This window comes from Altererythrobacter sp. CAU 1778, assembly GCF_054482795.1.
In genome coordinates this window covers 669735-693252 of sequence record NZ_JBTLRP010000002.1, presented here as the reverse complement: position 1 = coordinate 693252, position 23518 = coordinate 669735, and the positions used below count along the sequence as shown (strand labels likewise).

The 23518-nt window shown below is 60.4% G+C and carries 19 protein-coding genes, 1 tRNA gene and 3 pseudogenes; 3 read left to right on the top strand and 20 right to left on the bottom strand.

The window, feature by feature from the left end:
- Positions 1-301: 301 nt before the first annotated feature.
- A complete protein-coding gene (locus ACXYN8_RS11530; protein ID WP_458889586.1) occupies positions 302-496 on the top strand; it encodes a hypothetical protein in 195 nt (64 codons plus the stop codon).
- A gap of 102 nt (positions 497-598) precedes the next feature.
- Here the strand turns inward: ACXYN8_RS11530 and ACXYN8_RS11525 are convergent, their stop codons facing one another.
- Complete coding sequence (locus tag ACXYN8_RS11525) at positions 599-835, bottom strand: hypothetical protein (protein ID WP_458889585.1); 237 nt, start codon at positions 833-835, stop codon at positions 599-601.
- A 224-nt stretch (positions 836-1059) separates the two neighbouring features.
- Here ACXYN8_RS11525 and ACXYN8_RS11520 point away from each other — a divergent pair, with 224 nt between their 5' ends.
- On the top strand, positions 1060-1392 hold the full coding sequence (locus ACXYN8_RS11520) for a DUF6437 family protein (protein ID WP_458889584.1): 333 nt from the start codon (positions 1060-1062) through the stop codon (positions 1390-1392).
- Between the two features lie 117 nt (positions 1393-1509).
- On the opposite strand, the gene ACXYN8_RS11515 is transcribed toward ACXYN8_RS11520, so the two are convergent.
- From ACXYN8_RS11515 to ACXYN8_RS11430, 18 genes and pseudogenes are all read right to left on the bottom strand, one after another.
- Positions 1510-1899: a single-stranded DNA-binding protein gene (locus ACXYN8_RS11515; RefSeq protein ID WP_038575578.1), complete on the bottom strand. Its 390-nt coding sequence runs from the start codon at positions 1897-1899 to the stop codon at positions 1510-1512.
- 298 nt (positions 1900-2197) lie between these two features.
- A complete protein-coding gene (locus ACXYN8_RS11510; RefSeq protein WP_082819998.1) occupies positions 2198-2626 on the bottom strand; it encodes a DUF6915 family protein in 429 nt (142 codons plus the stop codon).
- A 35-nt stretch (positions 2627-2661) separates the two neighbouring features.
- A pseudogene (locus ACXYN8_RS11505) lies at positions 2662-3048 on the bottom strand (DUF6878 family protein); the annotation flags it as partial.
- Between the two features lie 138 nt (positions 3049-3186).
- Positions 3187-4140: a DUF2493 domain-containing protein gene (locus ACXYN8_RS11500; RefSeq protein WP_458889583.1), complete on the bottom strand. Its 954-nt coding sequence runs from the start codon at positions 4138-4140 to the stop codon at positions 3187-3189.
- Positions 4141-4439: 299 nt separating this feature from the next.
- Entirely contained in the window at positions 4440-4862 is a 423-nt protein-coding gene (locus ACXYN8_RS11495; RefSeq protein ID WP_458889581.1) for a hypothetical protein, read from the bottom strand.
- 11 nt (positions 4863-4873) lie between these two features.
- Complete coding sequence (locus ACXYN8_RS11490) at positions 4874-5815, bottom strand: ArdC family protein (protein WP_458889580.1); 942 nt, start codon at positions 5813-5815, stop codon at positions 4874-4876.
- A gap of 155 nt (positions 5816-5970) precedes the next feature.
- A complete protein-coding gene (locus ACXYN8_RS11485) occupies positions 5971-7959 on the bottom strand; it encodes a ParB/RepB/Spo0J family partition protein (RefSeq protein ID WP_458889579.1) in 1989 nt (662 codons plus the stop codon).
- 262 nt (positions 7960-8221) lie between these two features.
- Positions 8222-9925, bottom strand: a complete 1704-nt coding sequence (locus tag ACXYN8_RS11480) for a nuclease-related domain-containing DEAD/DEAH box helicase (protein ID WP_458889578.1) — start codon at positions 9923-9925, stop codon at positions 8222-8224.
- Positions 9925-14907 carry a protein NO VEIN domain-containing protein gene (locus tag ACXYN8_RS11475; protein WP_458889577.1) on the bottom strand — a complete coding sequence of 1661 codons (4983 nt, stop codon included), beginning with the start codon at positions 14905-14907 and terminating at the stop codon, positions 9925-9927. The genes ACXYN8_RS11480 and ACXYN8_RS11475 overlap by 1 nt, the downstream gene beginning before the upstream one ends.
- Before the next feature lie 363 nt (positions 14908-15270).
- A complete protein-coding gene (locus ACXYN8_RS11470) occupies positions 15271-15990 on the bottom strand; it encodes an RES family NAD+ phosphorylase (protein ID WP_458889576.1) in 720 nt (239 codons plus the stop codon).
- Positions 15987-16400, bottom strand: a complete 414-nt coding sequence (locus tag ACXYN8_RS11465; RefSeq protein WP_458889604.1) for an MbcA/ParS/Xre antitoxin family protein — start codon at positions 16398-16400, stop codon at positions 15987-15989. The genes ACXYN8_RS11470 and ACXYN8_RS11465 overlap by 4 nt, the downstream gene beginning before the upstream one ends.
- 55 nt (positions 16401-16455) lie before the next feature.
- Positions 16456-17046, bottom strand: a pseudogene (locus ACXYN8_RS11460) (strawberry notch C-terminal domain-containing protein); the annotation flags it as partial.
- Positions 17047-17169: 123 nt separating this feature from the next.
- Positions 17170-17412: pseudogene (locus ACXYN8_RS11455) on the bottom strand (Arm DNA-binding domain-containing protein); the annotation flags it as partial.
- 178 nt (positions 17413-17590) lie between these two features.
- Positions 17591-17667, bottom strand: a tRNA-Met gene (locus ACXYN8_RS11450).
- Positions 17668-17743: 76 nt separating this feature from the next.
- Complete coding sequence (locus ACXYN8_RS11445) at positions 17744-18271, bottom strand: 2'-5' RNA ligase family protein (RefSeq protein WP_458889574.1); 528 nt, start codon at positions 18269-18271, stop codon at positions 17744-17746.
- Complete coding sequence (gene mltG / locus ACXYN8_RS11440; RefSeq protein WP_458889573.1) at positions 18272-19243, bottom strand: endolytic transglycosylase MltG; 972 nt, start codon at positions 19241-19243, stop codon at positions 18272-18274.
- Position 19244: 1 nt separating this feature from the next.
- Complete coding sequence (gene fabF, locus ACXYN8_RS11435) at positions 19245-20504, bottom strand: beta-ketoacyl-ACP synthase II (protein ID WP_458889572.1); 1260 nt, start codon at positions 20502-20504, stop codon at positions 19245-19247.
- Positions 20505-20634: 130 nt separating this feature from the next.
- On the bottom strand, positions 20635-20871 hold the full coding sequence (locus tag ACXYN8_RS11430; protein WP_458889571.1) for an acyl carrier protein: 237 nt from the start codon (positions 20869-20871) through the stop codon (positions 20635-20637).
- 259 nt (positions 20872-21130) lie between these two features.
- On the opposite strand from ACXYN8_RS11430, the gene ACXYN8_RS11425 reads away from it, so the two are divergent.
- Complete coding sequence (locus ACXYN8_RS11425; protein WP_458889570.1) at positions 21131-21562, top strand: ferritin-like domain-containing protein; 432 nt, start codon at positions 21131-21133, stop codon at positions 21560-21562.
- Positions 21563-21625: 63 nt separating this feature from the next.
- On the opposite strand, the gene aspS is transcribed toward ACXYN8_RS11425, so the two are convergent.
- Positions 21626-23491, bottom strand: coding sequence for an aspartate--tRNA ligase (gene aspS / locus ACXYN8_RS11420; protein WP_458889569.1), 1866 nt, complete (start codon positions 23489-23491; stop codon positions 21626-21628).
- Positions 23492-23518 lie beyond the last annotated feature (27 nt).

The window sequence follows — 23518 nt, the reverse complement described above, 5'->3', positions numbered from 1 at the left end:
TCGATTGCTGGTAGCAAATAGCCATTTGCTTGCATTGACTTGCTCCTCCTTGTAGAGGAACAACTTCGCGTACCCTATTGTTTAATAATCTCTTTCTGCCGCATGGCGGCGTAGGGTGTGCTCTTCCGTCCCCAGCTTAGAGGGTAGGTTCCAGTGTCATGACCAGCACGGGATCGGCGGTTTTGAAGTCCCAAGACCAAGGGATGAATACCATGCCGCTCGATTGCCGATTGTGTTAAAGATCGATCGAGTCCGCCGGCAGGAAGAATGGTGTCGCGGGCACTCCACCAGGAGCATGGCTATGGCGGATGTAGCACTGAGCGCGACGCCCAAAGGCAACGGATTCCAGGCAACCGTGACCTATTCGAGCGGCGTGTGGATCAGTTCAGCGGAAGCCTTTCCGACGAAGGCCGAGGCCATTTCAGCAGCGGCCATGAAGGTGCTCGACATGCCCGATCGGCTGGAGGAATTCGATGTGTCGGACGCCGAGCACTGATGCTGCAGGGAATGCTCGCGCGAAACCCAGGGGAGGGACGATACGGGACCCGAGCAAAAAGAAAGGAGGAAGCCCTGACGGACTTCCTCCTTGTGTGTAGCCTCAGAATCCATCGCTCAGCTTTCCGGGCACAGTGTCGATGACCCGGTCCAGCATGGCCTTGGGCAGTGCGCCGTAATCGCCCTCATCGACCGCGATGTAACCTGCCTCACCATCGGTCAGGACATATTGGGTGAAGTAGCTGTGAAGGGACCGGGCATGAGCCTTGTCGAGTGCGGCAACGAAAGCTGCCTGATCTGCCTGGAATGAACCCTGCGCGATGTTCAGTGAAGCGTACATGATCTTTCCTCCTGATGTTCGATGCGTCGCATCAGGAGCTGCGGGGATGTGGGTGACGGGCCGGGTCAGGGACCGCGCATAGCGCGGCCGCGAAGCGGCGATGGGGGAAACGATTTTTACCGGGCTTGCCCGGTAAAAATGGTGGGACCCCGTCGTCCTTGACGCGGCCCCAAAGCCCGCATCACACTTGGACTTTCTGCGAGAGAGACCTCTCCAACGTCAGCGTGAAAAGCACTGGCATCGCGGCAAAAACCGTTTTCCTACATGGCCCCATGCTGGCACTGTCGCGCGTGGAGGGGACCAACGGCCAGCGAAAGGATAATCTGATGGCCAGGTCCAAACCGAGCGCGCGTAATGCGCTCAAAAAACTGCGGGAGCAGCGCGAAGAACTCGATGCACAGGAGGCCAGGCTCCGTGATGAAGCAGCCGGCGAACTGGGCAAGGTTCTTCTCGAATGCGGAGCCGAGACGATCGAACCGGCGCAACTGAAGCAGCTCATCCGCGCATCGCTTACCATCGGAATCGACGATGCTCTCAAGCGGCTCTCCCCAGCCTGACACTTCAACCGCGGCTGGGTGTGGGCTCGATGCCCCGCCCCGCCGTTCACGCCAGCGAGCACAAAAAAAGGCCCCGATGGCGCGAACCATCGGAGCCTTGTTGTTTGCGGGAAGAACTCAGTCCTCGTCGATGTCGGGCGCACCCTCATTGTTCGACGCCCGGCCTTTGGTGAGGAAGTCCACCTTGTCGGCGATGATCTCGCAGCCGTAGCGCTTGGTGCCGTCCTGGTCTTCCCACTGCGTATAGTGGATGCGCCCCTCGACCGTCACGAGCTGGCCCTTGGTGCAATACTTTGCGACGTTCTGGCCGAGCCCGTTGAAGCAGGTCACGCGGTGGAATTCGCTGTCCTTGGCGGTGTAGCCGTTTTCGTCCTTGTAGGTCTTGCCGTCCTTGCGGGCGGGACGGTCGGTGACGACCGAGATCGAGGTGATGTTGGTGCCGCCTTGGGTCGTACGTGTTTCGGGATCGCGGGCGATGCGGCCAACGAGGATTACGAGATTGGTCATGGTCTTTCTCCTGATCGAGCATTCCGGGTCCATCCCGGCTGCAAACCCGACTAGGAAGCGGCCACGGCGAAGCGCACCGAGGGGAAACCTCGATCTGGTTCGGGTGGTGCGGGCAGCCGGGCGCAGCCCGGCAACTCGGCCGGAACTGATCGGGGTTGCGCGTCTCGACGGGGATGCTTCAGGAAAGGTTTACTTACAGGCCGGGTTGGTCCCGAGTGCCTTGCACAGGCCAAGCCATGACTTTTCGTATTATCGGGATGCCACGTACCCCCTGACCTCGCCTGCCTCGAAGGCGACATCATATCTCGACTACGGACGCTCCTCCCGAAGCGGACGAAAGACCCCCTGAAAACGCACCGCCAGCAGCAGTCTCCACAGTGCCAAGCGGCATAGGCTCTTCCAGACGATGACCCCGCAACATCCAGTCTTGGGGCGTGATTAGGCGCCCCCAATCCGCAAAGGAAGGAATCGTACCCAAGTCCTCGCGGACGTGCTGTTCGCCTACAAGGCGAACGGGCACAACACGGCTGTCGGCGTTGACGATAGTAGGCCCGAACAGCGTTTCGAGCATGAATATGCCTTCGGCATGGTGCCGAAGGGCCCGGTGCCGCGGATCAGCAAAGATCGCCTTTGACTGGTCAAACCATTGGTGGAGCGGGAGGTAATCGTCCACCACCCCTCCCCATTTCCGAACCGACGATAGGGCGTGATAATAGCAATGAGCCATCGCACTTCTCCTAGAGACGCCTGGTCGTCGGTCGCCGTGTAACGCAGCTGGCAGTCCAGAACGAAATTCGGCGTAGCCACGTCGATGACCAGTTCGCCGCAAGCACCATCATTGATTTCCCATCCGGGATGATGGCGTTCGAGAGCAAGGTAAGTCAGTTGCTCGAGGGAGGAATTGAGGCTCTGGTCGTCGCCTTCTCCAGCACAGTCGATCGTCACTTCGGGACACGGAACACTCGCCCCGCCGGCGTTAGAGAAGACGCATTCTTCGACCGCACCGCTGTCGCCGCACCCATCGAAACGGATTTCTACGCGGGCAATTTCGGCATTCCGCAGCGGGGCAATGATAGCTGCCTTGAGCCGTTGGATTTCACTTTGTGCCTGCGCCGCGCGTTCGGCTTGGCGGACAGCAAAATCCGCCATGATTGCCTGAAAATCAGTCATGAGATTTCTCCTGCAATGTGCGGGCAAGAACCGATCGTCTTGCCCACGATATCAGGCGATCTCTTTCCTCTGACGGACTGCGCCAGCGCCGATGGCGCTGGCGCGATGCCGGACGCATCAGTCGGTATCCTGAGCCGCGCGCTTGGGAGAAGTTCCAAGCGGACCGCGGCGATCGACGACGGTAATCCGACGGGATTTCGCTTCGATGACGAGGCGCTCCAGGACTCCGTTTCCGGGAAAGGCAACGACATAACGGGGGTCAAGCGAGAGCATACGCTCGTTGCGCTTGAAGCCTGCGCGTGCCCCCAGGCGCATGTCGAGGGAGAAGCTGATTTGCGGGATGTTGCGTCGTTCCGCCCATGAAGATGCCAGGCGGTCAACGCCCTTGGTATCACCGCCGTGGACAAGAACCATGTCAGGAACCCGGTCGTGAACCTTGTCCAGAGTAGCCCAGACGTTGTTGGCAAAAGTGAGAGCGTCCTGCTCGTTTGGATGGCGTGTGCGGCCACCGGCAAATATCACCGGCGTACCTTCTGGCATGGCGGCGCGGCGCTTGGCTTCGGACCGGGCTCGGACGAACTCGCGCCCCTCGACAAGCGCGGAAGTCAGCATGGCGCTGTGATTGAAGCGCGAACTCGACACGGGCTTCCACGAGGAGCCGAATTCGTTGAGATAGAGGGCAGCGGCCACTTCGCGCATCTCTTCGAGAGCGATCATGGCCCCTTCGGCACACTGTGCCCGCTCAACCTGGCTCTCGAGTTCATGGGTGTGAATTTCGGATCCATCGGCAGTGGCCAGGAGCGCTCGGACTTCGTCGGTTGCGCGGTCGACTGCGGTCGATTTGCGGGTTGCGGAACGGTGGAAGATGTTGACGAACGCCCAGCCGAGGTCCTCGGCATCGGCCTCCAGCGCAGTCCCAGAGACCATCGCAAATAGATCGGACCATACAGCTTCGAGCGTCTGGACGACCGCATCGTGGACCGGAAAATCATTGGTGGAAACCGGGGCGGGACCAATCGAAAAACCGGAAAGATCGAGGCCGGCAAGTTGGTCGAAAAATGATGAGTGCATGGGTATTGTCCTCCTGACTGGCGAGAGGCTGACGCACCCGCTCATGGCTGCGCCAGCGAGAGCCCGTCAGGGCCAGCTTGAGGCAGTCTCCGCACCCGGCAGGGGAAACCCGCTTGGGCAGGCTGGCGCGGGCAGGCCAACGGCCCGTAGGGCCGGGCCAACTCGGGCCTGCGCAAGCCGGGTTGCGGAAGACTGGCGGCTGGCCCAGGGCCTCTCTCGCATGGCTTCAGACCATGAATGCACATGCAGGCTTCGTCAGGGAGGACAGGCACCTTGTCACGATCAAAGTGACTGGCGCATCAGGCTACCCGTTTTGCGTAGACGCGCTCACCGTTCGACATATAACCGAGGCAGACGTAGTCGCCGAATAGGGCTTCAAAACGCGGGGTGATCTGGGACAGCCAGCGCTGCGCTCTGGGCGATCTGGCCGTGCGCCAATCGGCATCCCAATAGGCGCCATCGTCACGCTCGACGAGCCACACCGCAACCAGGCCGGCGTAAACCGACACGCCGAAATCCGCATAGGCATTGCGCATGAGGATGCGGTCTTCGCGGCCTCGCCAACCGTCGTGCGCGATCAGAGAAGGGAATGCCCGCCCTGCGCGCTCACGCAGATCCTCGCGGAGCCACTCATATTCGAAGTCCCAGTCGTCGTCGTTTTCGACTTCGAGCACAGTGAAGGCGACAATGGCCCCGCTGGGGTAACTGACCGATCGGCCCATGACACCCTCCTTCAGGCGGCCAACGCAGCGTCGGCGGACGCCTCGTCGGTATCATCGGCAGAGATCCGTCCTCCGAGTCTGAGCAAAAGCCTTGATGCTTCCTCAGCCTTCGCGGCAGCGGTGAGAATGGCACGGTCATCCTGCTTCAGGAGCTTGAGCCAGTGCTCGATATAGCTGGCATGGCTCTCGAGGTGGGTGACTGGCAGACCGAGTTCAGCGCCAAGCATGGCGCTCGAAAGTTCGGCAATGAGTTCCTCGGCAGCGTAAGCTGCGGAACCAAATCGATTCTTGAGATTGCGGTCGAGGCGACTGGCATGGCCGGTCCAATGCGACAGCTCGTGCGCGAGCGTCGCGTAATAGTGGTCGAAGCCCGAGAAGAGATGCGCGGGCGGCATTGTCACCCGGTCAGCCACTGGCTCATAATAGGCTTCGTAGCCCTGATGCCGCAGCACGGCCGGAATACGGGCAAAGAATGAGTCGAGTTCAGCCTGACGGCCCTCGGGCTCTACCACCTCAAGCGTCGCGGCGGGATGGAAACGCTCGGGCAGACCTTCGACCTGATCAGCATTGAAAACCGGATAGGCCTTCAGCACACGACGACTTTCGTCGGTTTTTTCGCCGGTTTCGGGGGCTTCGACTTCTTTGGTATAGCTCTTGTAGAAGATGGCGATGGTGGATTTTTCACCCTTGCGCACCTGTGCGCCCAGTTCATTGGCCTGATTGTAGGTCATCCAGAACGGCGAGGCGTAACCGCACATGTCGGCAACCATCCAGAGCCAGAATACATTCATGCCGCGATACGGGATGCCGCACGCCCGCAATGGGCGCGAGACTGGCACACCGCGCCATGGCTTGATCCACGGCTTCGTGCCTGACTCGAGGCGGGCGATGATTTCCTGGGTGATACGGGTAGCAGGCGACACTCCGCCGCTTTGTCCCTTGCGATAGGCCATGTTGGATCTCCTGAAATGGCCTGACGACAGTTCCGTCGGTCAGTGCCGGAGATCCCGGAGCCCCCTCCGCTCTCTTTCCATGAAGGAAGCGGCCCCCCGGCATGTGCCGGAGGACCGCTTCACGGTGGCGAGCAGCCGTTCCTATCAGGAGGAGGTCAGGCGGCCAGCTCGCTCGGAGGCTGATTGTCGTCGTTGGCGACGAAATCCGCGTCGGGACTTTGCGCTTCGTTATCGGCAGGAATTTCCGGCTGGTCGGCAAAGCGCATGACTTCGGGCACCCAGGCGAGCGCCCTTTCCCGAACTTCGACTTCGGTGATGTAGGTCCCCGCGAAGACGCGTTCGGCGCTCATCGCAAGATCGCCCTTTTTCACCGATGCGAAGCGCGAGGACAGTTCCAAACCGCCAACATCGGTGAGCGCATCAAGGATGACCTGCTTTGAGACGCGGTCGAAGTAGTTTGCCGCGGTCGGACGCCACCATTGCGCCATATCGATGCCGATCGCGCTGCCCAGATGATCCTGGAACGCGATTTGGCGTTCGCCTGCCATGTTGAGGCTCGCTTCGAGCGTGCGAGAGACGACAAAGCCGAGCCATGCTGCGCGACTTTCATCAGCGAGTGCCCGAAACATCTTGAAGCGCGACGAAGCGTCTTCGCCAGCTCGCCAACTCTCATCGAGACCCGAGCGCAGGTCCGCAAGCGATGCGCTTGCCGGCGCATCCTTCGATTCGAACCCGGCAATCGGACCCGCGGGGACGCCGCCACGCAGGGTCGTGGCCGCGCGTGACCGCCAGTCGTAGGTGTCGGCATCCGCGAGGGTGAAGACCATGATGTCGAGCGAAAGGCCGGGATCCGATGCCACGTGGAGCGCAAGCACGTCACGACGTTGCATCGCAAGTTCGTCGACCAGACGCTTGGAAAGCGCTGCACGGCGTTTGCCATCACTGCCGACACTCGCAACGACTTCGACGACATCTTCGTCACCAACGACTTCGATGTCGCGCTCGCCGTAGAACACCGGCTGGAGAACCGGTGTGCCATCGCGCGAGAGAACGAGGATCATTCCGGCATCGGCCTTCAGTTCGGGTGCCAGCTCCGGGGGCTTTGCCCGAATGTCCTGGCATTCGCGCTCGATCGCTTCGATCGAAGCCTCGGCCGCAGCAATTGCTTCTTCGGCGCTGTCTTCGTCTTCAAGAATGGCCGCATGCTCGTCGTACGAGGCATCGAGCTCATCAAGGCGAGCCAGTTCGGCGTCAGTCAACGGAGCCGGTTCGGCCGGAAGGCGAATGAGGCCTTCCACAAGATCATGACTGGCATAGGCGTCAAGCGTCGGCTTGACCCAGGCAAGACCCTGCTCTGCTGCGAGCGCCTTGGCGCGCTTTTCCATCTCCTCCGAGGCGAGGGTTTCGAGAAGCGCGACATCAACCCAGGACTCGCTGTCATCGTCGTCGAATAGTTCGCGTTCGATCCGGCCACCTGAAGCGATATAGGCCTCGCGCCCGACAAGACGGGCCCGAGCGTCGCTGCCGCGAACCGTGCCAGAGAGCACCATGCGCCGGATGCTGTCGGCGCTGGGCGCATAATAGCCCGAGGACGCCTGTTCATAGACGCGAGCCTGAATTTCCTGGTCGGAGGTCGCGCCGAAAGCTTTGGCGAGATCGAGAGTGATTTCGCCGGCCGCCAGTGCATCGAAGACGACGGGTGCAAGGGTGGCGAGACGCAGACGGCCTTCAGCGAAGCGGACCGTCAGTCCGAACCGGCGCGCGACATCCTCCATCGATGCGCCTGCCTCGATCAGGGCAGCGAACGCCTGCGCTTCGTCGGCCGGGTTCATCGCGAGGCGATGGAAGTTTTCGGCCAGACTCGTTTCGATGGCTATTTCCGCATCGTCCTCAAGCACGAGGCAGGTAACCTCGTAGCCCTTCGGCAGAACTTTCTCCTCGGAAAGCGCCAGCAAGGCGCACCGGCGGCGCTCTCCGGCTTCAACCTCGAATTTGCCACGAGCTGCTGGCCGAACGATGAGGTTCTGCAACAATCCGTGGGCGGCAATGCTCGCTTTCAGTTCAGCATCTGCGGCTGGGTCACTATGACGGCGCACATTGCGAGGGGACTGGACCAACTTGGTTAACGGGATCGACTTGATCATGAAACATACTCCTGATTGCGAGCCCAGGCATCGACCTTCGACACTCATTCGGCTCAAACAGAAGCAAGCGCCCTTCTCTCTCAATCCATGCCGGTTTGGCGGCTCAGGGCAGGCTGGTTTTAAAAATCCGCTGCAGGATAGTCGCCGTTCCCCCACCGCTGATGCGCTAGGCCGATCGACCATTCAGAAATGACGTGGCACGTTGGAATTAGTACTTTGACTACTGCCCTACGGTGATATTGGGCCTTATCAGCACCAAAAATCACCCAAGGATGCGATCACACGCGTCCCGTGTTCCGCAGAGGAATAACACTGACTTCGCGCGAGACATTCCGACGTAAAGCGTTTCCCGGTCCCGGTTGGTGTCGCAGGTGTCGAATGCCCAAAGGATTATGACGGCGCGCTCCAATCCCTTGAAACGCGCGACTGTGTCGACCGTCAGGCGGCCGGGGCCGAAATCCTCTACACGCCCGAGTTTGACAGCTGCGGGAATTGGCAATTTCTGAAGCGCGCGCTCCCGCGCTGGACGATCGGCGGGATCGCACAACAGGATAGCAATCTCGTGCGGGGGCACATCCTCATCGACCACCAGCTTCGTGACCAACGCACCGATCGACTTTGCTTGTTTTTCCATATCGGAGGCGAGAATGCGATCGACGCTGACGCCAACAATCTCGGGCGGCTCTACAGCTGCACCCCGATAGTGACTGTAGGCTGCCGCGTGGATCGCATCAGTATTGCGGCAGTTGCGGTCGAGCACCATCGGCTCGCTGGGAACAGGAATGTTGGCGGAACGGCGATAGATGTCCTGGTTTTCGTCCAGGAACACGTAGAGCATGGCCTCGCTCGGCCGGGTGAGCAGCATCTCGACGGGCAACCAATATTCGTCACCAAAGTCCTGCGCCTCATCCACCACGATTGCGTCGTAGATCGGGCCGAGCGCGTCGACCGCAACAGCCAATGCCATCGGCATGTGATGATCGAACTCGTGGGCGCCAGGCAGATCGGCACGGGCCTCGGCGAGCAGGTCCCGGCCGGTCTTTGTTTTCACACGGTCGATCCATCGGTGACAAACCTGGTGAAAGGTCGCGACATCGAGGCCCTCGATCCCGGCACACTGCTCCCGAAGATGGTCCGCAAGGCCGCGATTGTAACAAAGCAGCAGGGTCCGCATCCCCTCTGACGCTAAGCGGACGGCCTTCTCGCGCGCTATAAGGGTCTTTCCGGTCCCGGCGCCACCGGCGATCATTACCCTGCGTTGCCGCCTTAGCATGTCCAGGATAGCAGCCTGGCGATTTGTCAAATTAAGCCTGGCATCGTCCTCGTCGGATATGCGAGCCGAAAGAAGCGGGCGAGTCGAGACGGTGCGCGCAAAGAGAACCACGAGGGCATCCACGCCGCGCGTCCCAATTTGCTTGCCGGCTCTTTCCTGACCTTCCCAATAAGCAAATGCCTGTTCTACCCATGCGTTCAGATCAGACAGGTCGCTACGATCGCCGATAATTTCGACGGGCGCATCGGGGCCTCTCAGCCGGCTGCCATCGCCGACGCCGGGCACAAAGACCGCATATCCAAGAGGAAACCGACCGATATTAAGCCTCTTCCAAGCGGGGCTCTCTCTCAGTTTCTCTAGCAGCGCGAATTTGCCTCGCCGCGCCTGCTCGAATGGATTCTTTATTTCGTGAGTGACGTCATTCACGTCGATCGAAACCCAGGTTCGAGTGCGATAGTCGAGCGACACGCGTCCACCCTTCACCTCGATCGCAAGCAAACCCCGAGTAGGGTGAGCGATGAGGATGTCGGTTTCCCCCTCACGTGGACCGCCACCGCCAGGACGCGAAATCCACGCGACCGAATGTAGGATAACGTAGTCGGGACCAAGCTGCTCTGCGAGAGCTCGGTAGACAACGAGCTCTGCATTGGAATCAGAAACCGCATTGTTCGGGTCCGGGTAGCATCTGGGCATTAATCAAGAAGCTTCAGCGAAGAGTTGAAGGGGATACCGCGGCGACCTTCGATTGATCCAAAATCGACCACGACGAATGGAATGAGACCACGGGATTTGATCTCGACGACCACACCCTTGCCCCAAATTTGGTGCTGAACCTTCAACCCTTCCTTGAGGTGTATGTCGCGTGACGAAGCCCGCTCTTCCGAAGCCTCACGCCAATTGTGGTCGAACCAGTATTCCTCGACCTTACCGAACGGATTGCCGATCGCTGTAACTTTCTGGCGCTCTAGGTCGCGGGCGTACTCGACGATGTAGATCCAAAATTCATCTGGATGCTCGCGGGCCATCGAAAATTGGACATGGCTAAGCTTGATGCCGCGTTCGGTCCATTCATCGTCGAGGCCTTTGACCTCAATCAGGCGTCGGCCACCAGTAGGTGACTTCGAGACGATATCGAAACCGCGATTGAAATGCGGCTGTCGCTCAGGGTCCCAACCACGACCCTGCTCGTAGCTAAGCGCTGCCTTCATAGCCGCGGCATCGATTAGATCGGCGATATCATCGGATCCAGAGGCCGTATTGGCGTCACCGTCGCCGCGGCTACCACTGCGCGACACATAGGAGAGCATGCGAGAGCGCCGCACCTGGCGCTCGGCTGCAGCATCGCTCTGCCGGCCACCGTCATTCCGGAATGGCGAACGGTCACCGCGACCTTGCCTGTCGGACCGCCCACGGGCGTGCGCCTTTTTGCGCTCTGCATGGTCGCCCCTTAAGTCATCCCCTTCCGGTTCAGCTCCAAATGCGCCACGGCTGGAGGCAGACCCGTAGGCGTTGTCATCCTCCTCTTCGTCGTCGCTGGCGTTTTCTTCCGCGTCTTTGTTGTAGGTTGTCCGACCTGCCGAGCCGCCCGTGCCGCTCACAGTTGAGGCAGCGTTACCTCGTTCGCTTCCATTTGCAACCCCGCTCTCAGACGCAACAATCCTCGGCTTCATCATCGCAAAGTCGACATCTGGCTCTTCGTCCGCGATCTCATCGGTAGCGAGGCTTTCGCCGGATGACGTATATTCATCTTCAGGGATAGCTGCGGCAGGATCCGTCGGTTCATCGTCAGATGTCTCGTCTTCAGGCTCGTCCTCAAGTTCACGCCCGATCTCGAAACTGACATCCAGATCGTCCGGTGCCTTGAAGTCCGCCGCGAGCAACGCCTGCTCGGCCTCTGCCCAATCGTCTTGCGACATGATGTAGGCTGCTGTCATGCACAATGGTGGAATTTCGGTCGTTGGACAGAAACGCTCGACTTCAGAAAACAGCGCGCGAAACGCCGCCGCCCAATCCACCCGTCCTGTCGAACTGCGGAGATGCAGCACGCCAGCCTCCCGGTCGAGATAAGCTGGTGCCGATGCAGCGGGGGATCTCACCGGAGGATCGAACGCGTCGATCTCGGCCTGCACCAGCAACTGATTTGAAAGGCGGATCTCGGCAGCTGGAAGAAGCTCCCGCAAGGCCAGGCGGCTCGTGCGATTTGGTGCAAGCCAGAGCAGCAAGTCCGCCCGCGACTGCAGGAGCGACGTTGCATCAGCCGCAATTGAGCCTTGAGGCTCCTCAGCCAACCGAAACTGCGCAATGTCGGTAAGAGCTGGCACATCCAGACGTTTCAGAAACCGGGAAGAGGTCGACCGACTAAGGTCTGGCAGTCGAATGAGGCGTTCGTCGAGCACAGAGCCGAACGATGCGGCCAGCTGCTCGGAATCCAGCCAGACCGCTTCGCCGGTCCAGGTCGCGCCGCCCCCCACGTTCAGGAATGCGTTTTCATCTACCAGCATATCTACGGCATCCGTCGAACCGGCGTCTTCCCGCTCGAGCGCTTCAGCGAGCGAGGCAAGACATCGGCCATGAATCGCTACATCGGTAGCTGACAGATTGGTGCTCGCTGCGATGGTTAGTGCGAGGGTCGCGAAATGGCGTGGCTCCGGTGAATCTAGAACACCGAGACGACGATAGAGCTGCTCGCGCTGCCGCATCCGCGAACTGGCAGTATGCCAATACCCGCCGAAGAGAGGAGGGAGCCAGAAGACCTCTCCAGCACCGATGAAGCCAACGTCGGGCACATAAATGAAATCAGTTCCTTCGAGGCGGTCGATACATGCCGCCTCATCCCCACGTTCCAACCTTTCGTTCAGCATCTGGTACGTCAAGTCGTTCACCGCCGAACCCGTACGCATGCAGTGTTCGAGATGTGCGACGATGTTTTCCGTGGGCGGTTCCGCCGGCATCTCGATCAAATCGAGGAACTCGAGCACCGCTGCATTAGCCTGGCGCAATGCAGTCATCTCGACCACCGGCACCTGGGACGAAAAGCCGGGCGCGCGACCCGCTCGGTAGAGGCCGTTCGGCGGATATCTAAAGCCGTCCTCGCGCTCTCCGTCGACGATAGCCGCAAGAAACTTTACGTCTTTTAGCCGGCTCAATGCCCCCCGATCGTCAGGCGTAAAATGTGTCCAGCGATCAAGAATGTGTCGAATGATCGGGGTAGTACCATCTACGATGGCCTGCAGCCCATCGCCAGCCGCCGAAATGGTTTCGATCCTATCGACAATGTGTTCCGCCGCGACCGTGAAAGGCATGCCGAGGCGGTCGAATAGGTCTCTAGACCTTGGCAGCACGTCACCGGGAATCCACCCCTGATCTACCCAGCGAGCCGGATCTGTTCCAAGGATGGCCTCCAGAGGCGCTGACCAGAAGTACACTTCATCCGGCCGTACATAAGTCTCTGCGCGCGTGCGCACGAACGCAATTTTGGCAAGAATCCCGAGCGTTCCATCATCGTCCAGCTGCGAGCGATGATTGACGATCTCGGTGATCAACGCACCATATTGTTGGCGCGTCACGCCACTTGTGATGATCTCCTCGAGATGCTCAGTCACGTAGGCACGGAAGGTTAGGACATCGACCCGCAGCACGCTGCGCGCCAGTTCGCGCATGCCCTGGACGAACAGCCGGCTTTCGACGATCTCGAAGTGACCGATAGGGTCACGGAAGTCCCCAGGTAACTGTCCTCGCGATGGGCTGACGAACCCGGTGCCCGTCCGGAGCATCGGGCAATTTGCAAGAATATGGGCAACGGATCCAACCTTGCGCTCGGCTGGAAAGGACGTCAGCAGGGAATAGAAGCGTCGTACATCCGTATCAACTGTTCCGATGGCAGCTTCGGCTGCAGCCTCGTCGGTGATCACACTGGCAAGATCCGCAGCGAGATCGTCGAGGAGATACTCGGGCACGAGGTTCGCCAGCTGGGGCGACTGAAGCACATCCTCATGCACCACTCGGCGAGTGGGGACGATCTTGTGCAGCGCGTGACGCGATACGCCCAGCGGAAGCCTACGTGCGTCCTTGGGGCTGATCGGAGCGGCGTCAACGTCGATGATGAAGGGTATGGCCTTAAGCTTCGGCAACACCGTGATGAGAGCATTTTTCTCAGACGGTGCCTCGATCATCACACTGATCGCTGACCAGAGACGTCGAAGTGCTTCGCCGCCGCCGTTTGTCGCATCGACTCCGCGGGCCTCCAGGGCGGCGATGAGGCTGGAAAGACGTAGTTGGTGCGCCCCGATGCTCGATAACACGCTCCAATAGCGACGAAGTTCGGGACAGATTAGCGCGAGGCCGAGGTCCGCCACTGCGCTCTGATCCACCGTCGTCATCGAGTCCGGCGGAAGGAAGGTCTCCTTCGCCACCCGCCATTCGCCGCGCGTGGTCCAAATGGACGGCGTCTTAGCCGCTACCGCCGCGAGCCTGTCCCAGAACGACTTGAACGCGGGCTCCGCTTTGCGCTGAAATGCCGAGTCCGCAAGCGCCCAGAACCGCGTCGGGCCGAGCAGGTCGCGGATACGAACGAAGTTCTCCGAGAGCGCTGCCGCCGCGGTCTCGATAAGTGCCTCGTTCCAATATCTCTCATGCTGCTCACCCTCGAGGACGATGGCCTGTCGACTTGCATGCGGAAAGAAGTCGGCATTCACATGGATCGGCATGCGCATGGACTGGCGCGTGGGCAAATATGCGTAGAGCAGGCCGTCGACTTGCTCGAGATTGAGAGGCACCGCAACGCTGACCGTCAGCGAACGCTCCAATCGCGCCAGTGCCTCGAAGCGTTCGAATAACTTCGAAGCGGCAAGCACGTCGTCGGCCTGTCTCGCAAGAACGAGCCATCGCTGGATATCGCCGGACGGCGAGAAGCGAAGCGTCACATCCTCACCCGAGCGATCGATGTCGACCGAAACGACTGGAATACCGTTGCGACGCAACTCCACATGCTCGACATGGCGGAGGAACAAAAGGCTGCCCTGCAGGACGAGGTCAACCTCCGCTACGACCTTGTCTGCGACATCATCGGGAGTGGGAGACGCGTTTAGGCCTTCGCGGACCTCGGAGTGAGACGATGCCCAAGGCAGGATGAACTCGGTCCCGACTGTCGGACCGACATCGATCTTGATCACCTCCTGGGTCTGCGGGTTGAGGCGAAGCTCGACACGAGAGGATCGAACGATCGGGGTGTCCGTAATCTGGTAGACGGAGACGAAGCCGATGCCGAACCTGCCGATCTGCTCGGCAGCGTGGAGCTTACTCCTACTTCCCATCTCGGCGATCGCATGAAAATTGCAGGGTCGCTTCAGACCGGATTCGTCACCGGTTTGAAGCCAGGGGCACTCCGCGTCCTGGAGGCCGCAACTGCTGAACTCCCCATCGTTTCCGACGAAAAGCGCATCATCCCGCGCATCGAAGAACAACCGCTTGGATCCGGCATCGTCCGCATTCTGAATGAGCTCCAGCGCCATAATGCCGTAGCCCTGCAAACCCTTCAGGGCCTGCTCGATGTTACCGAGCAGGTTCGCCCGATAAGGAATTGTAACTGCTGGCTGCTGACTCTCAGCAGCCAGTGTTGGCTCGCCCCCATCAACTTGGGACGCATTACCAGACTCGTGTCGATTGTGATTGTGCACTAATAGCCCCCTTGAAGATCGGTATATGTTCGATGGGAGAACACCGATAGGGCCTGAGAGAGGATAATTTTGTATGCAGATCCTTGATCTGAGCTACGGCATTCAAGCGGGCTAGAACCGGACTTCGCAAATTGTTTCCTAGATAATCAGCTGTAACTACAGCATGTAAATGCGCCCATTCGGCGGAATGAGCGCGCCCCAGGGACAGATCACTTAGGTCATAAGGAGTGTGGCGCGCAAATTACCAATTCAGTTTCTTAAATGAACTTTGAGGCTAAGCGCCAGATCAACGGTTGAGCAACGAGAATTAGGCGCAAGGTCGGCGGAATCACCGCAGCAGAATCCAGACTTTTGCTCTTCAGCCTACGCAGCATCGACCACTCGAAACACCGCCCCTGTGCCAGTGTCTCGAACCAGATCGACACCCGTTCCATCCCAGTGGTAGTCGAGGTGACGTCCCTGAATGGGGTCGGATGCACAATCGGGGTAGAACAAGCCGATACATTCGCCGCCAGGATGCCGGATACTCGGATAGACAAGACCTTCGGCCCCGCCCTCTTTGAGCTCAACAGCGAGGGCTTGCGATGCAGCATAGTTGTCGGGATTAAGCGCGGGATCACCTGCGGCAAGGCTCCTGAGATCGTGAAGATCAGCGCTTACCGAAAGGATGATCTCACGAAACTGTGATGTCCAGCCTGGGGCTTCTACAGTGCGAGCCATGAAGCGGGCATGATGATGGATTGTTTCGAACAGCGCTGTTTCGAATGTATCCCCCGCGTATAGCACGCCGTAGGTCCCATCGGTGAAGCGACTGGGCCGGTCCGTGCTAACATGCGTGAACGGCGCCATCAGATAGGATGCGCCATTGCCGGCTACTCGGCGATCAGCCGGCACCAGATCGAGATTGCCGATCGTCGCCATTATGCGCGGATTGGTTTTTTGCTCTGCGGAAATCAGCAGCGGCCAGTCTGCGGGGTCTGCGATATCTTCGAACAAGTCGATCGGTGGAAAGGCACTGCGGATAATCCGTACAGCACCTTTCCACTCGAATTGGGTAACCGGAATTGCCTTGGGATCAATCACCACGCACCACGTTCGGCATCAAGATAGCGACGTACCCGCATGATATCAGTCAGCTCGCCGCCAAGCATGACGTCGAGCGCACTCGCTCCGGCAAAAGCGGCGTTACCTGCCTTGATCCAGCCGTAGCCACGTTGGGCTTCGGAAAAGATGATCCTCAGCGCCTTGTGGATACCCATCAGGTTGGAGAGCCGCGCCGCGCCATCGCGCGAGACACGGCCTGCACCCTCAGCCTTCCACCGCCGATAGGAGCGAACCGGCATATCGAGCAAAGTCGCGGCTTGTTCGTCAGTTAGTTCCCATTTCCCAAACAGGTTCAGCACGGCGCGGAACATCGCCGCTGCTTCCTCTTGGGTTACAGGATCGGGCCGGAAGGCGTGGGGGACGGTATCAATGGGTTGCAAAGCCAACATGACTATTCTCCATATGGCAGCATATAGCATTTTTAATGCCATTTGGCAAGATACGTCAAATTTGGCCTGCGAGCCGCGCCAACACCGCCACAGCGTTCGTCGTCGGGACGAAAAGTCGCGTCTGATAGCGTATGATCTCGGTGAAGCACCCATGTGCCTTGTACCAGTCGAGGCGCGACGCCGACCAACCAGCCAGTTCGAGCCGCTGCGCGCCATTCACGAGGCTGCGCTTGAGCGTAAGCGCTTCGCGGCTTTTGATTTGCATCGGTCGCCCTGTCCCGAGCACCGCATCGACGATTTGCTCTGCCGAAAAGGCATTTTCGTCTTCGAGCCCAAGCGCCTGGCATAGTTCGGGCACACAATGGAGCGGAACCTCCCGGCCTAACAGCGAGCGTCCGTCTCGCTCCGAGATCCTGCTGACGCGAACATAGTCGGAAGGTAGTTTGTCCCACACCGGAAGCAGTAGGCCGGTTGCAAGATGCAGGCGCTCGCGCTTGTGATTTGATGCGGCGTCATCGACCTCCACCTGCCACAGGCGGCGAAATTCGGTTGGATCCACCGTTTCCCAGTTGCTCTCCTCGAGTTGATCGGCGGTGATGTGCCCATGCTTCAAGGGACGGACAAGCTCGAAGCGGGCCAAACGCATACGCGACCAGACGCGGTCGGCATGCGCGGCATTCAACGCGCTCTTTCGATTTTCATGCCAGCGCTTTGCGACCTCGAAGAAGGTCGCTCCCTCCTGCAAAATCACTTCGCCCTTGGATCTCATTGGATCCTTGCCCTCTGCTAGCAACGACTTTGCGGCTGTGCGCTTGTCGCGCGCGGCAGCTATCCCGAGCTCTGGGTAAGCGCCGAACGAGAGCAACTTCTCCTTGCCCGCGAAGCGGTACTTCATCCGCCACAACTTTGACCCGTTCGGCTGGACGAACAGGAACAAGCCTTCCCCGTCGGCCAGCTTGTAGGCACGCTCGCGTGGCTCGGAATTTCGGGCCTGAATCTCCGTGAGAGGCATTGGGGGTATCGCTCCTTTCCGATACTCCGCGAAAATACCCCCAAAATACCCCCACACCAAATCTGGCTGCATGTGGAAGACCATGGGCGCATGCGGACGCGAATCACCCGCAACCCTCTGCTTTTCTTTCGATTTTTGGAAAAATGCGGAAGCTAGTGGAAGCTTCCGGATCAAGGAATGGTAGCGGAGGAGGGACTCGAACCCCCGACACGCGGATTATGATTCCGCTGCTCTAACCACCTGAGCTACTCCGCCACAAAGGCTTGTCGGCGCGGCTTGCGCGTCCGGCAGAGCGGCGCATTTAGGGCCGCGTCCGCACCCGGTCAACCGCTTAGTGCCGCCCCCGGAATTGCCAGTCGCGCACATGCTCCCACGGGCCGCCGCGATAGATATGAAGAGCAAGGCCGGGGAAGGTAAAATCCCTTGGTCGAACCTGCGGCGCCAGCTTCGCTTGCAGGGCTTTGGCCTCCGCAGGGCTGACTTTGTTCTGCACGGTGACGTGCAATCGCGGGCGGTGCTGGTCCTGCGAGGTGAGAAGCCCGTGCATACCGTCCGCTATCCGGTCGCGCAGGCGCAGCATCGACTCGCTTGAAAGTTTCAGCGCCGTGCCCCGCCCCAGCGACATCACGCCTTCGAGCCGCGCAGGAACCGGAGATGTCTCTGCTGCGATGACCGACAGGAGACGACGCAGTTCCCCTTCCGCATGACGCGGCAGAGCGTGGAAAAGCGTAACGTGAGCATCGAGGAAGTTGCGTTCGGGCGGAAAATGCTCGGCGCGCATTGCCGTCGCCCATGCTGCCAGATCGGATGGCAGCTTCGTCGTCAGGATAAAGGGAGCGTCATCGCGCGCCTCGGCCAATCACATTTCTCCGCGCTGGCGCCGCAGGGCGAACCACTTTTCGACGTTCGCGTTATGCTCTTCCAGGGTCGAGGCGAAGGCGTGGCCGCCCGATCCGTCAGCCACCATGTAGAGCGCATCGGTTTCTGCCGGATTCAACACGGCGGCAATCGATTCGCGCCCGGGATTGGTGATCGGCCCCTTGGGCAGCCCCAGCATCGAATAGGTGTTGTAGTCGTTGACCGCTGCAATTTCCGAACGGCGTATCCGGCGTCCGAGCGGCTTGCCCTTGGTCAGCGGGTAAATGATCGTCGGATCGGCCTGAAGCATCATCGGCTGTTTCAGACGGTTGGAATACAGCCCCGCGACCATGCGGCGTTCGCGTGGCACTCCGGTTTCCTTCTCGACGATGGAAGCCAGCACCATGGCCTCCTGCGGCGTGCTCACGACAGTGCGCGTCGTGCGCTTGGGCCAGAGTTCGCGCATGGTTTCGACCATCGCGTCCTGCATCCGCTTGAGGACGGCGGCGCGGCTCTCCCCCCGCTCGAATGCATAGGTGTCCGGCAGGATGGACCCTTCGGCAGGCACGGCGATGTCGCCGGTGAGCAACGGCTCGGCCATCAAGCGTTCGTAGACGAGGATCGACGGCGTTCCTTCGGGAATCGTCACCTGCCGCTGCACGGTATCGCCGAACTGAAGCAGCGCCAGAATGTCTGACTGGCTCGCACCTGCGGGCACGGCGAATTCACCCGCCTTGATCGGCTCGCTTCCACCGATGATCTTGGCACGCAGCAGGAAGCTGTCGGCAGAAGGGATCGCGCCGTTTTCCTCCAGCGTTCCCGCGACCGAGGTCAGCGTGGAACCGGTCGGAACGATCAGCACCTGCTCTTCTTCAAGCGGGCCAGAACCGTACCAGCCATAGAGGAATGCGCCCGCCGCGATCGCCGCTACGATAGCCACGATGCCCAGCAGCAGGCAGCCGAACCTTTTCACCTCAATCGACTCGCTTCAGGACCAGCGACGCATTGGTCCCGCCGAAGCCGAAGCTGTTGTTGAGAACGGCTTTCACCTCGCGCTGCTTCGCCTTGAGCGGCACGAGGTCGACGCCCTCTGTGCCTTCGTCCGGCGTGTGCAGATTGAGCGTGGGCGGTACGATCTGGTCGCGCATGGCGAGAATGCAGAAGATCGATTCAACCGCACCCGCGCCGCCGAGCAGGTGACCGATGGCGGATTTGGTGCTGCTCATCGAAGCTCCGCCCAGGTCGTCACCGAAGACGCGCTTCGCAGCGGCGAGTTCGATCGTGTCGGCCATGGTGGAAGTGCCGTGGGCATTGATATAATCGATGTCCGACGGCTCCAGCCCGGCCTTGCGCAACGCCATCCGCATGGAAAGCTCCGCGCCCTTCCCCTCGGGATGCGGCGCGGTGACGTGATAGGCGTCGCCGGACAGGCCGTATCCGACGACTTCGGCATAGATGTTCGCGCCGCGCGCCTTGGCGTGCTCGTATTCCTCGAGAACGACGACACCGGCACCCTCGCCCATGACGAACCCGTCGCGATCCTTGTCGTAGGGGCGGCTCGCCTCGGTCGGTCGGTCGTTGAAACTGGTGTTGAGCGCCCGCGCCTGCGCGAAGCCCGCGATGCCAAGCGGGTTGACGGTGCCTTCCGCCCCGCCCGCCAGCATGACATCGGCGTCGCCGTCCTTGATCATCCGGGCAGCATCGCCGATCGAATGGGCCCCGGTGGAGCATGCGGTCACGACCGCATGGTTCGGCCCCATCATGCCGTATTTGATCGAGACCTGTCCGCTGATCAGGTTGATCAGGCGGCCGTGGACGAAGTGCGGGCTGACACGGCTGGGGCCGCGTTCATGCAGGTTGATCGATTCCAGTTCGATCCCCGGCAGACCGCCGATGCCCGAACCGATGGAGCAGCCCGCGCGAAGCTTCAGGTCTTCGTCCATCTCGGTCAGGCCGGCATCTTCCAGCGCCTGTCCTGCCGCGTCGATGCCGTAGATGATGAAGGGATCGACCTGCCGCTGCACCTTGGAGTCGACGCGAAGATCGGGGTCGAAGCCCCACGGATGGTCCTTCGCCTTCACCTCGCACGCGATCTGGCACTTCTGGTTGGAAGCGTCGAAGCGCGTGATCGTGCCAGCGCCGCTTTCCCCGGCTATCAGGTTCTTCCACGAGGTTTCGACGTCCGCCCCAAGCGGAGTGACAAGTCCAAGTCCGGTTACGACCACACGGCGCATAGCATTCTCCAAAACGCAGAACAGGCCCAGCCCCGCCGGGCTGAGCCTGTCGGAGCCCGCTTGGCCCGGCACCCTTCAACGGGGCGTCAGGCCCGCCCCTCGATGAGGGCGGCGGGCTGAACCCAGGGGCTTAGCCCTTGTGTTCTTCGATATACTTGTTGGCGTCGCCGACGGTGTTGATCTTTTCCGCCGCATCGTCGGGGATTTCCACGCCGAATTCTTCTTCGAAGGCCATCACCAGTTCGACGATGTCGAGACTGTCTGCGCCCAGATCGTCGATGAAGCTGGCTTCGGGAGTGACCTTGTCTTCCTCGACGCCGAGGTGCTCGACGACAATCTTTTTCACGCGGTCAGCGGTATCGCTCATAATTGGCCCTCTATTCATGGGGGTTGATCAGTTGCGTTTCGCCCTAATGAACGCGCTTGGCAAGCGCAAGGGCAGTTCGTTCGGGGAATCGCCTGCAATCGAGCCGGACGTAACGGATACCGGCCCCGGCGGCTATCCCTGCGCCCAATCGAGCGCCTCATGCGCCCAGCCGAATCCCCTCGCAATAAAAACTCGGAGCGAATGCTGCGCAGGGCCGTTGGTGTGGCATCTATCCAATTGAATCAAGGATGCTCTTACTATGGCTACCACGACCTTCAAATCGCTCATCGATACCACCTGGGACTCGGTCGAAGGCTACCGCAAGGCCGCCGAAAAGGCGGACAGCAGCGGCCTGAAGCAGGCCCTCAACCAGCGCGCGTCGCGCCGCGAGCAGACGTTGCAGCAGATGAACTCCGAACTGCAGCGCCAGGGCGACGAACTGGTGACCAAGGGAACGATGACCGGCGAACTGCACCAGATGTGGCTCGGCATCTCGGACCTGTTCGAGCGTGGCGACGAAGCCGCGAGCGAGCGCGTCGAGGAAGGCGAAGACTACATCAAGGGCAAGTTCGAGTCCGCACTGAACGACGACGATCTCGCCGCAGAGGAACGTTCGGTCGTGCAGCAATGCTATGCCGAAATCTGCGAAGGCGAGAAGTTCGCCGACATGATCGAAAACCAGTACGACTGATCAGCGAGCACGTCGTACCGGGAAAGGGCGCGAAGGTCTGACCTTCGCGCCCTTTTCCACGTCTCAGCCGTTCTTGTTGTCCGGCGACTGATCGCGATCGGTCGCCTGCGAGTTCATGTCGGTCTGCTCCGCCGCCGGGGCGGCCTCGACCGCCTCGCGGGCAGCTGCGGACAGCTGGATATGCACATCGCGCAACTGGCGCGGACTGACGACGGAGGGTGCGCCCATCATCAAGTCCTGCGCACGCTGGTTGAGCGGGAATGCGATGACCTCGCGGATATTCGGCTCGTCCGCGAGCAGCATGACGATGCGATCGATCCCCGGTGCCGAGCCGCCGTGAGGCGGTGCGCCGAGCTTGAACGCCTCGATCATGCCGGAGAAGTTCGCGTCGACATCTTCCTGCGAGTAACCGGCAATCTCGAATGCCTTGTACATGATGTCGGGGCGGTGGTTACGAATGGCACCGCTGGACAGTTCATAACCGTTGCAGACGATGTCGTACTGCCACGCCTTGATTTCGAGCGGATCGGTGTTTTTCAGCGCGTCCATCTCGCCCTGCGGCATCGAGAACGGGTTGTGGCTGAAGTCGACCTTCTTCTGGTCTTCGTCATATTCGAACATCGGAAAATCGACGATCCAGCAGAACTTGAAGCAGTTTTCCTCGATCAGGCCCAGCACCTCGGCAACGCGGGTGCGCGCGGCCCCTGCCAGCTTGGCAGCATCCTTTTCCTTGCCTGCCGCGAAGAAGAGGCCGTCGTTTTCGCCAAGACCCAGCTCGGCATAGAGCTTCTCCATGCCTTCGGTGCCGTGGTTCTTCGCGATCGGCCCACCGAACTCGCCGCCCTTGCGGGTGACGTAGCCCAGGCCGGCAAAACCTTCGCGGCGGGCCCAGTCGTTCATCTCGTCGAAGAACTTGCGGCTCTTTTCATGCGTTTCGGGTGCCGCCACCACGCGGACGCGCCCACCACCGCCGACGATCTTCTCGAAAAGGCCGAAGCCGCTTTTCTCGAAGTGCGACGTGACGTCGCTGATCTCCAGCGGGTTGCGGAGATCGGGCTTGTCGCTGCCGTATTTCAGCATTGCTTCGGCATAGGGAATGCGCGGGAAGCTGCCCGCGGGCGTTACGCTCTTGCCGCCGGAGAATTCCTCGAACACGCCAGCGAGCACGGGCTCGATCGTGTTGAACACGTCTTCCTGCGTCACGAAGCTCATTTCGAAATCGAGCTGGTAGAATTCCGGGCTGCGATCGGCGCGCAGGTCTTCGTCACGGAAGCAGGGAGCGATCTGGAAATAGCGATCGAAACCGGCGACCATCAGCAGCTGCTTGAACATCTGCGGCGCCTGCGGGAGCGCGTAGAACCGCCCCGGATGCAGGCGGCTGGGCACGAGATAGTCGCGCGCGCCTTCGGGGCTGGAAGCGCCAAGGATCGGGGTCTGGAATTCGCTGAAACCCTGGTCGATCATCCGGCGGCGCAGCGAGGTGATCACCCGGTTGCGCAGCATGATGTTGGCATGGACACGCTCCCGCCGCAGGTCGACGAAACGATATTTGAGGCGCGTTTCCTCGGGATAATCTTCGGCAGAATTGACGATCAGCGGCAGTTCGTCGGCACGGCTCTGCACGGTCACGCCGCGCGCAAAAACCTCGATCTCGCCGGTCGGGAGGTTCCGGTTTACCGCGACCTTGTCACGCGCCTTCACCGTGCCGTCGATGGTGACGACCGATTCCAGCCGCAGCTTTTCGAGCACGGGCAGCGCCTCGCTGTCGGAATCGGCGACAATCTGGGTGATGCCGTAGTGGTCGCGCAGGTCGACGAACAGGACGCCTCCATGGTCGCGCTTGTTATGCACCCAGCCCGAAAGGCGGACGGTATCGCCGACGTTGTCCTTCGTCAGCTGTGCGCAATTGTGGGTACGATAGGCGTGCATCTAAAATCTTTCCGTTTTCCGGGCTAT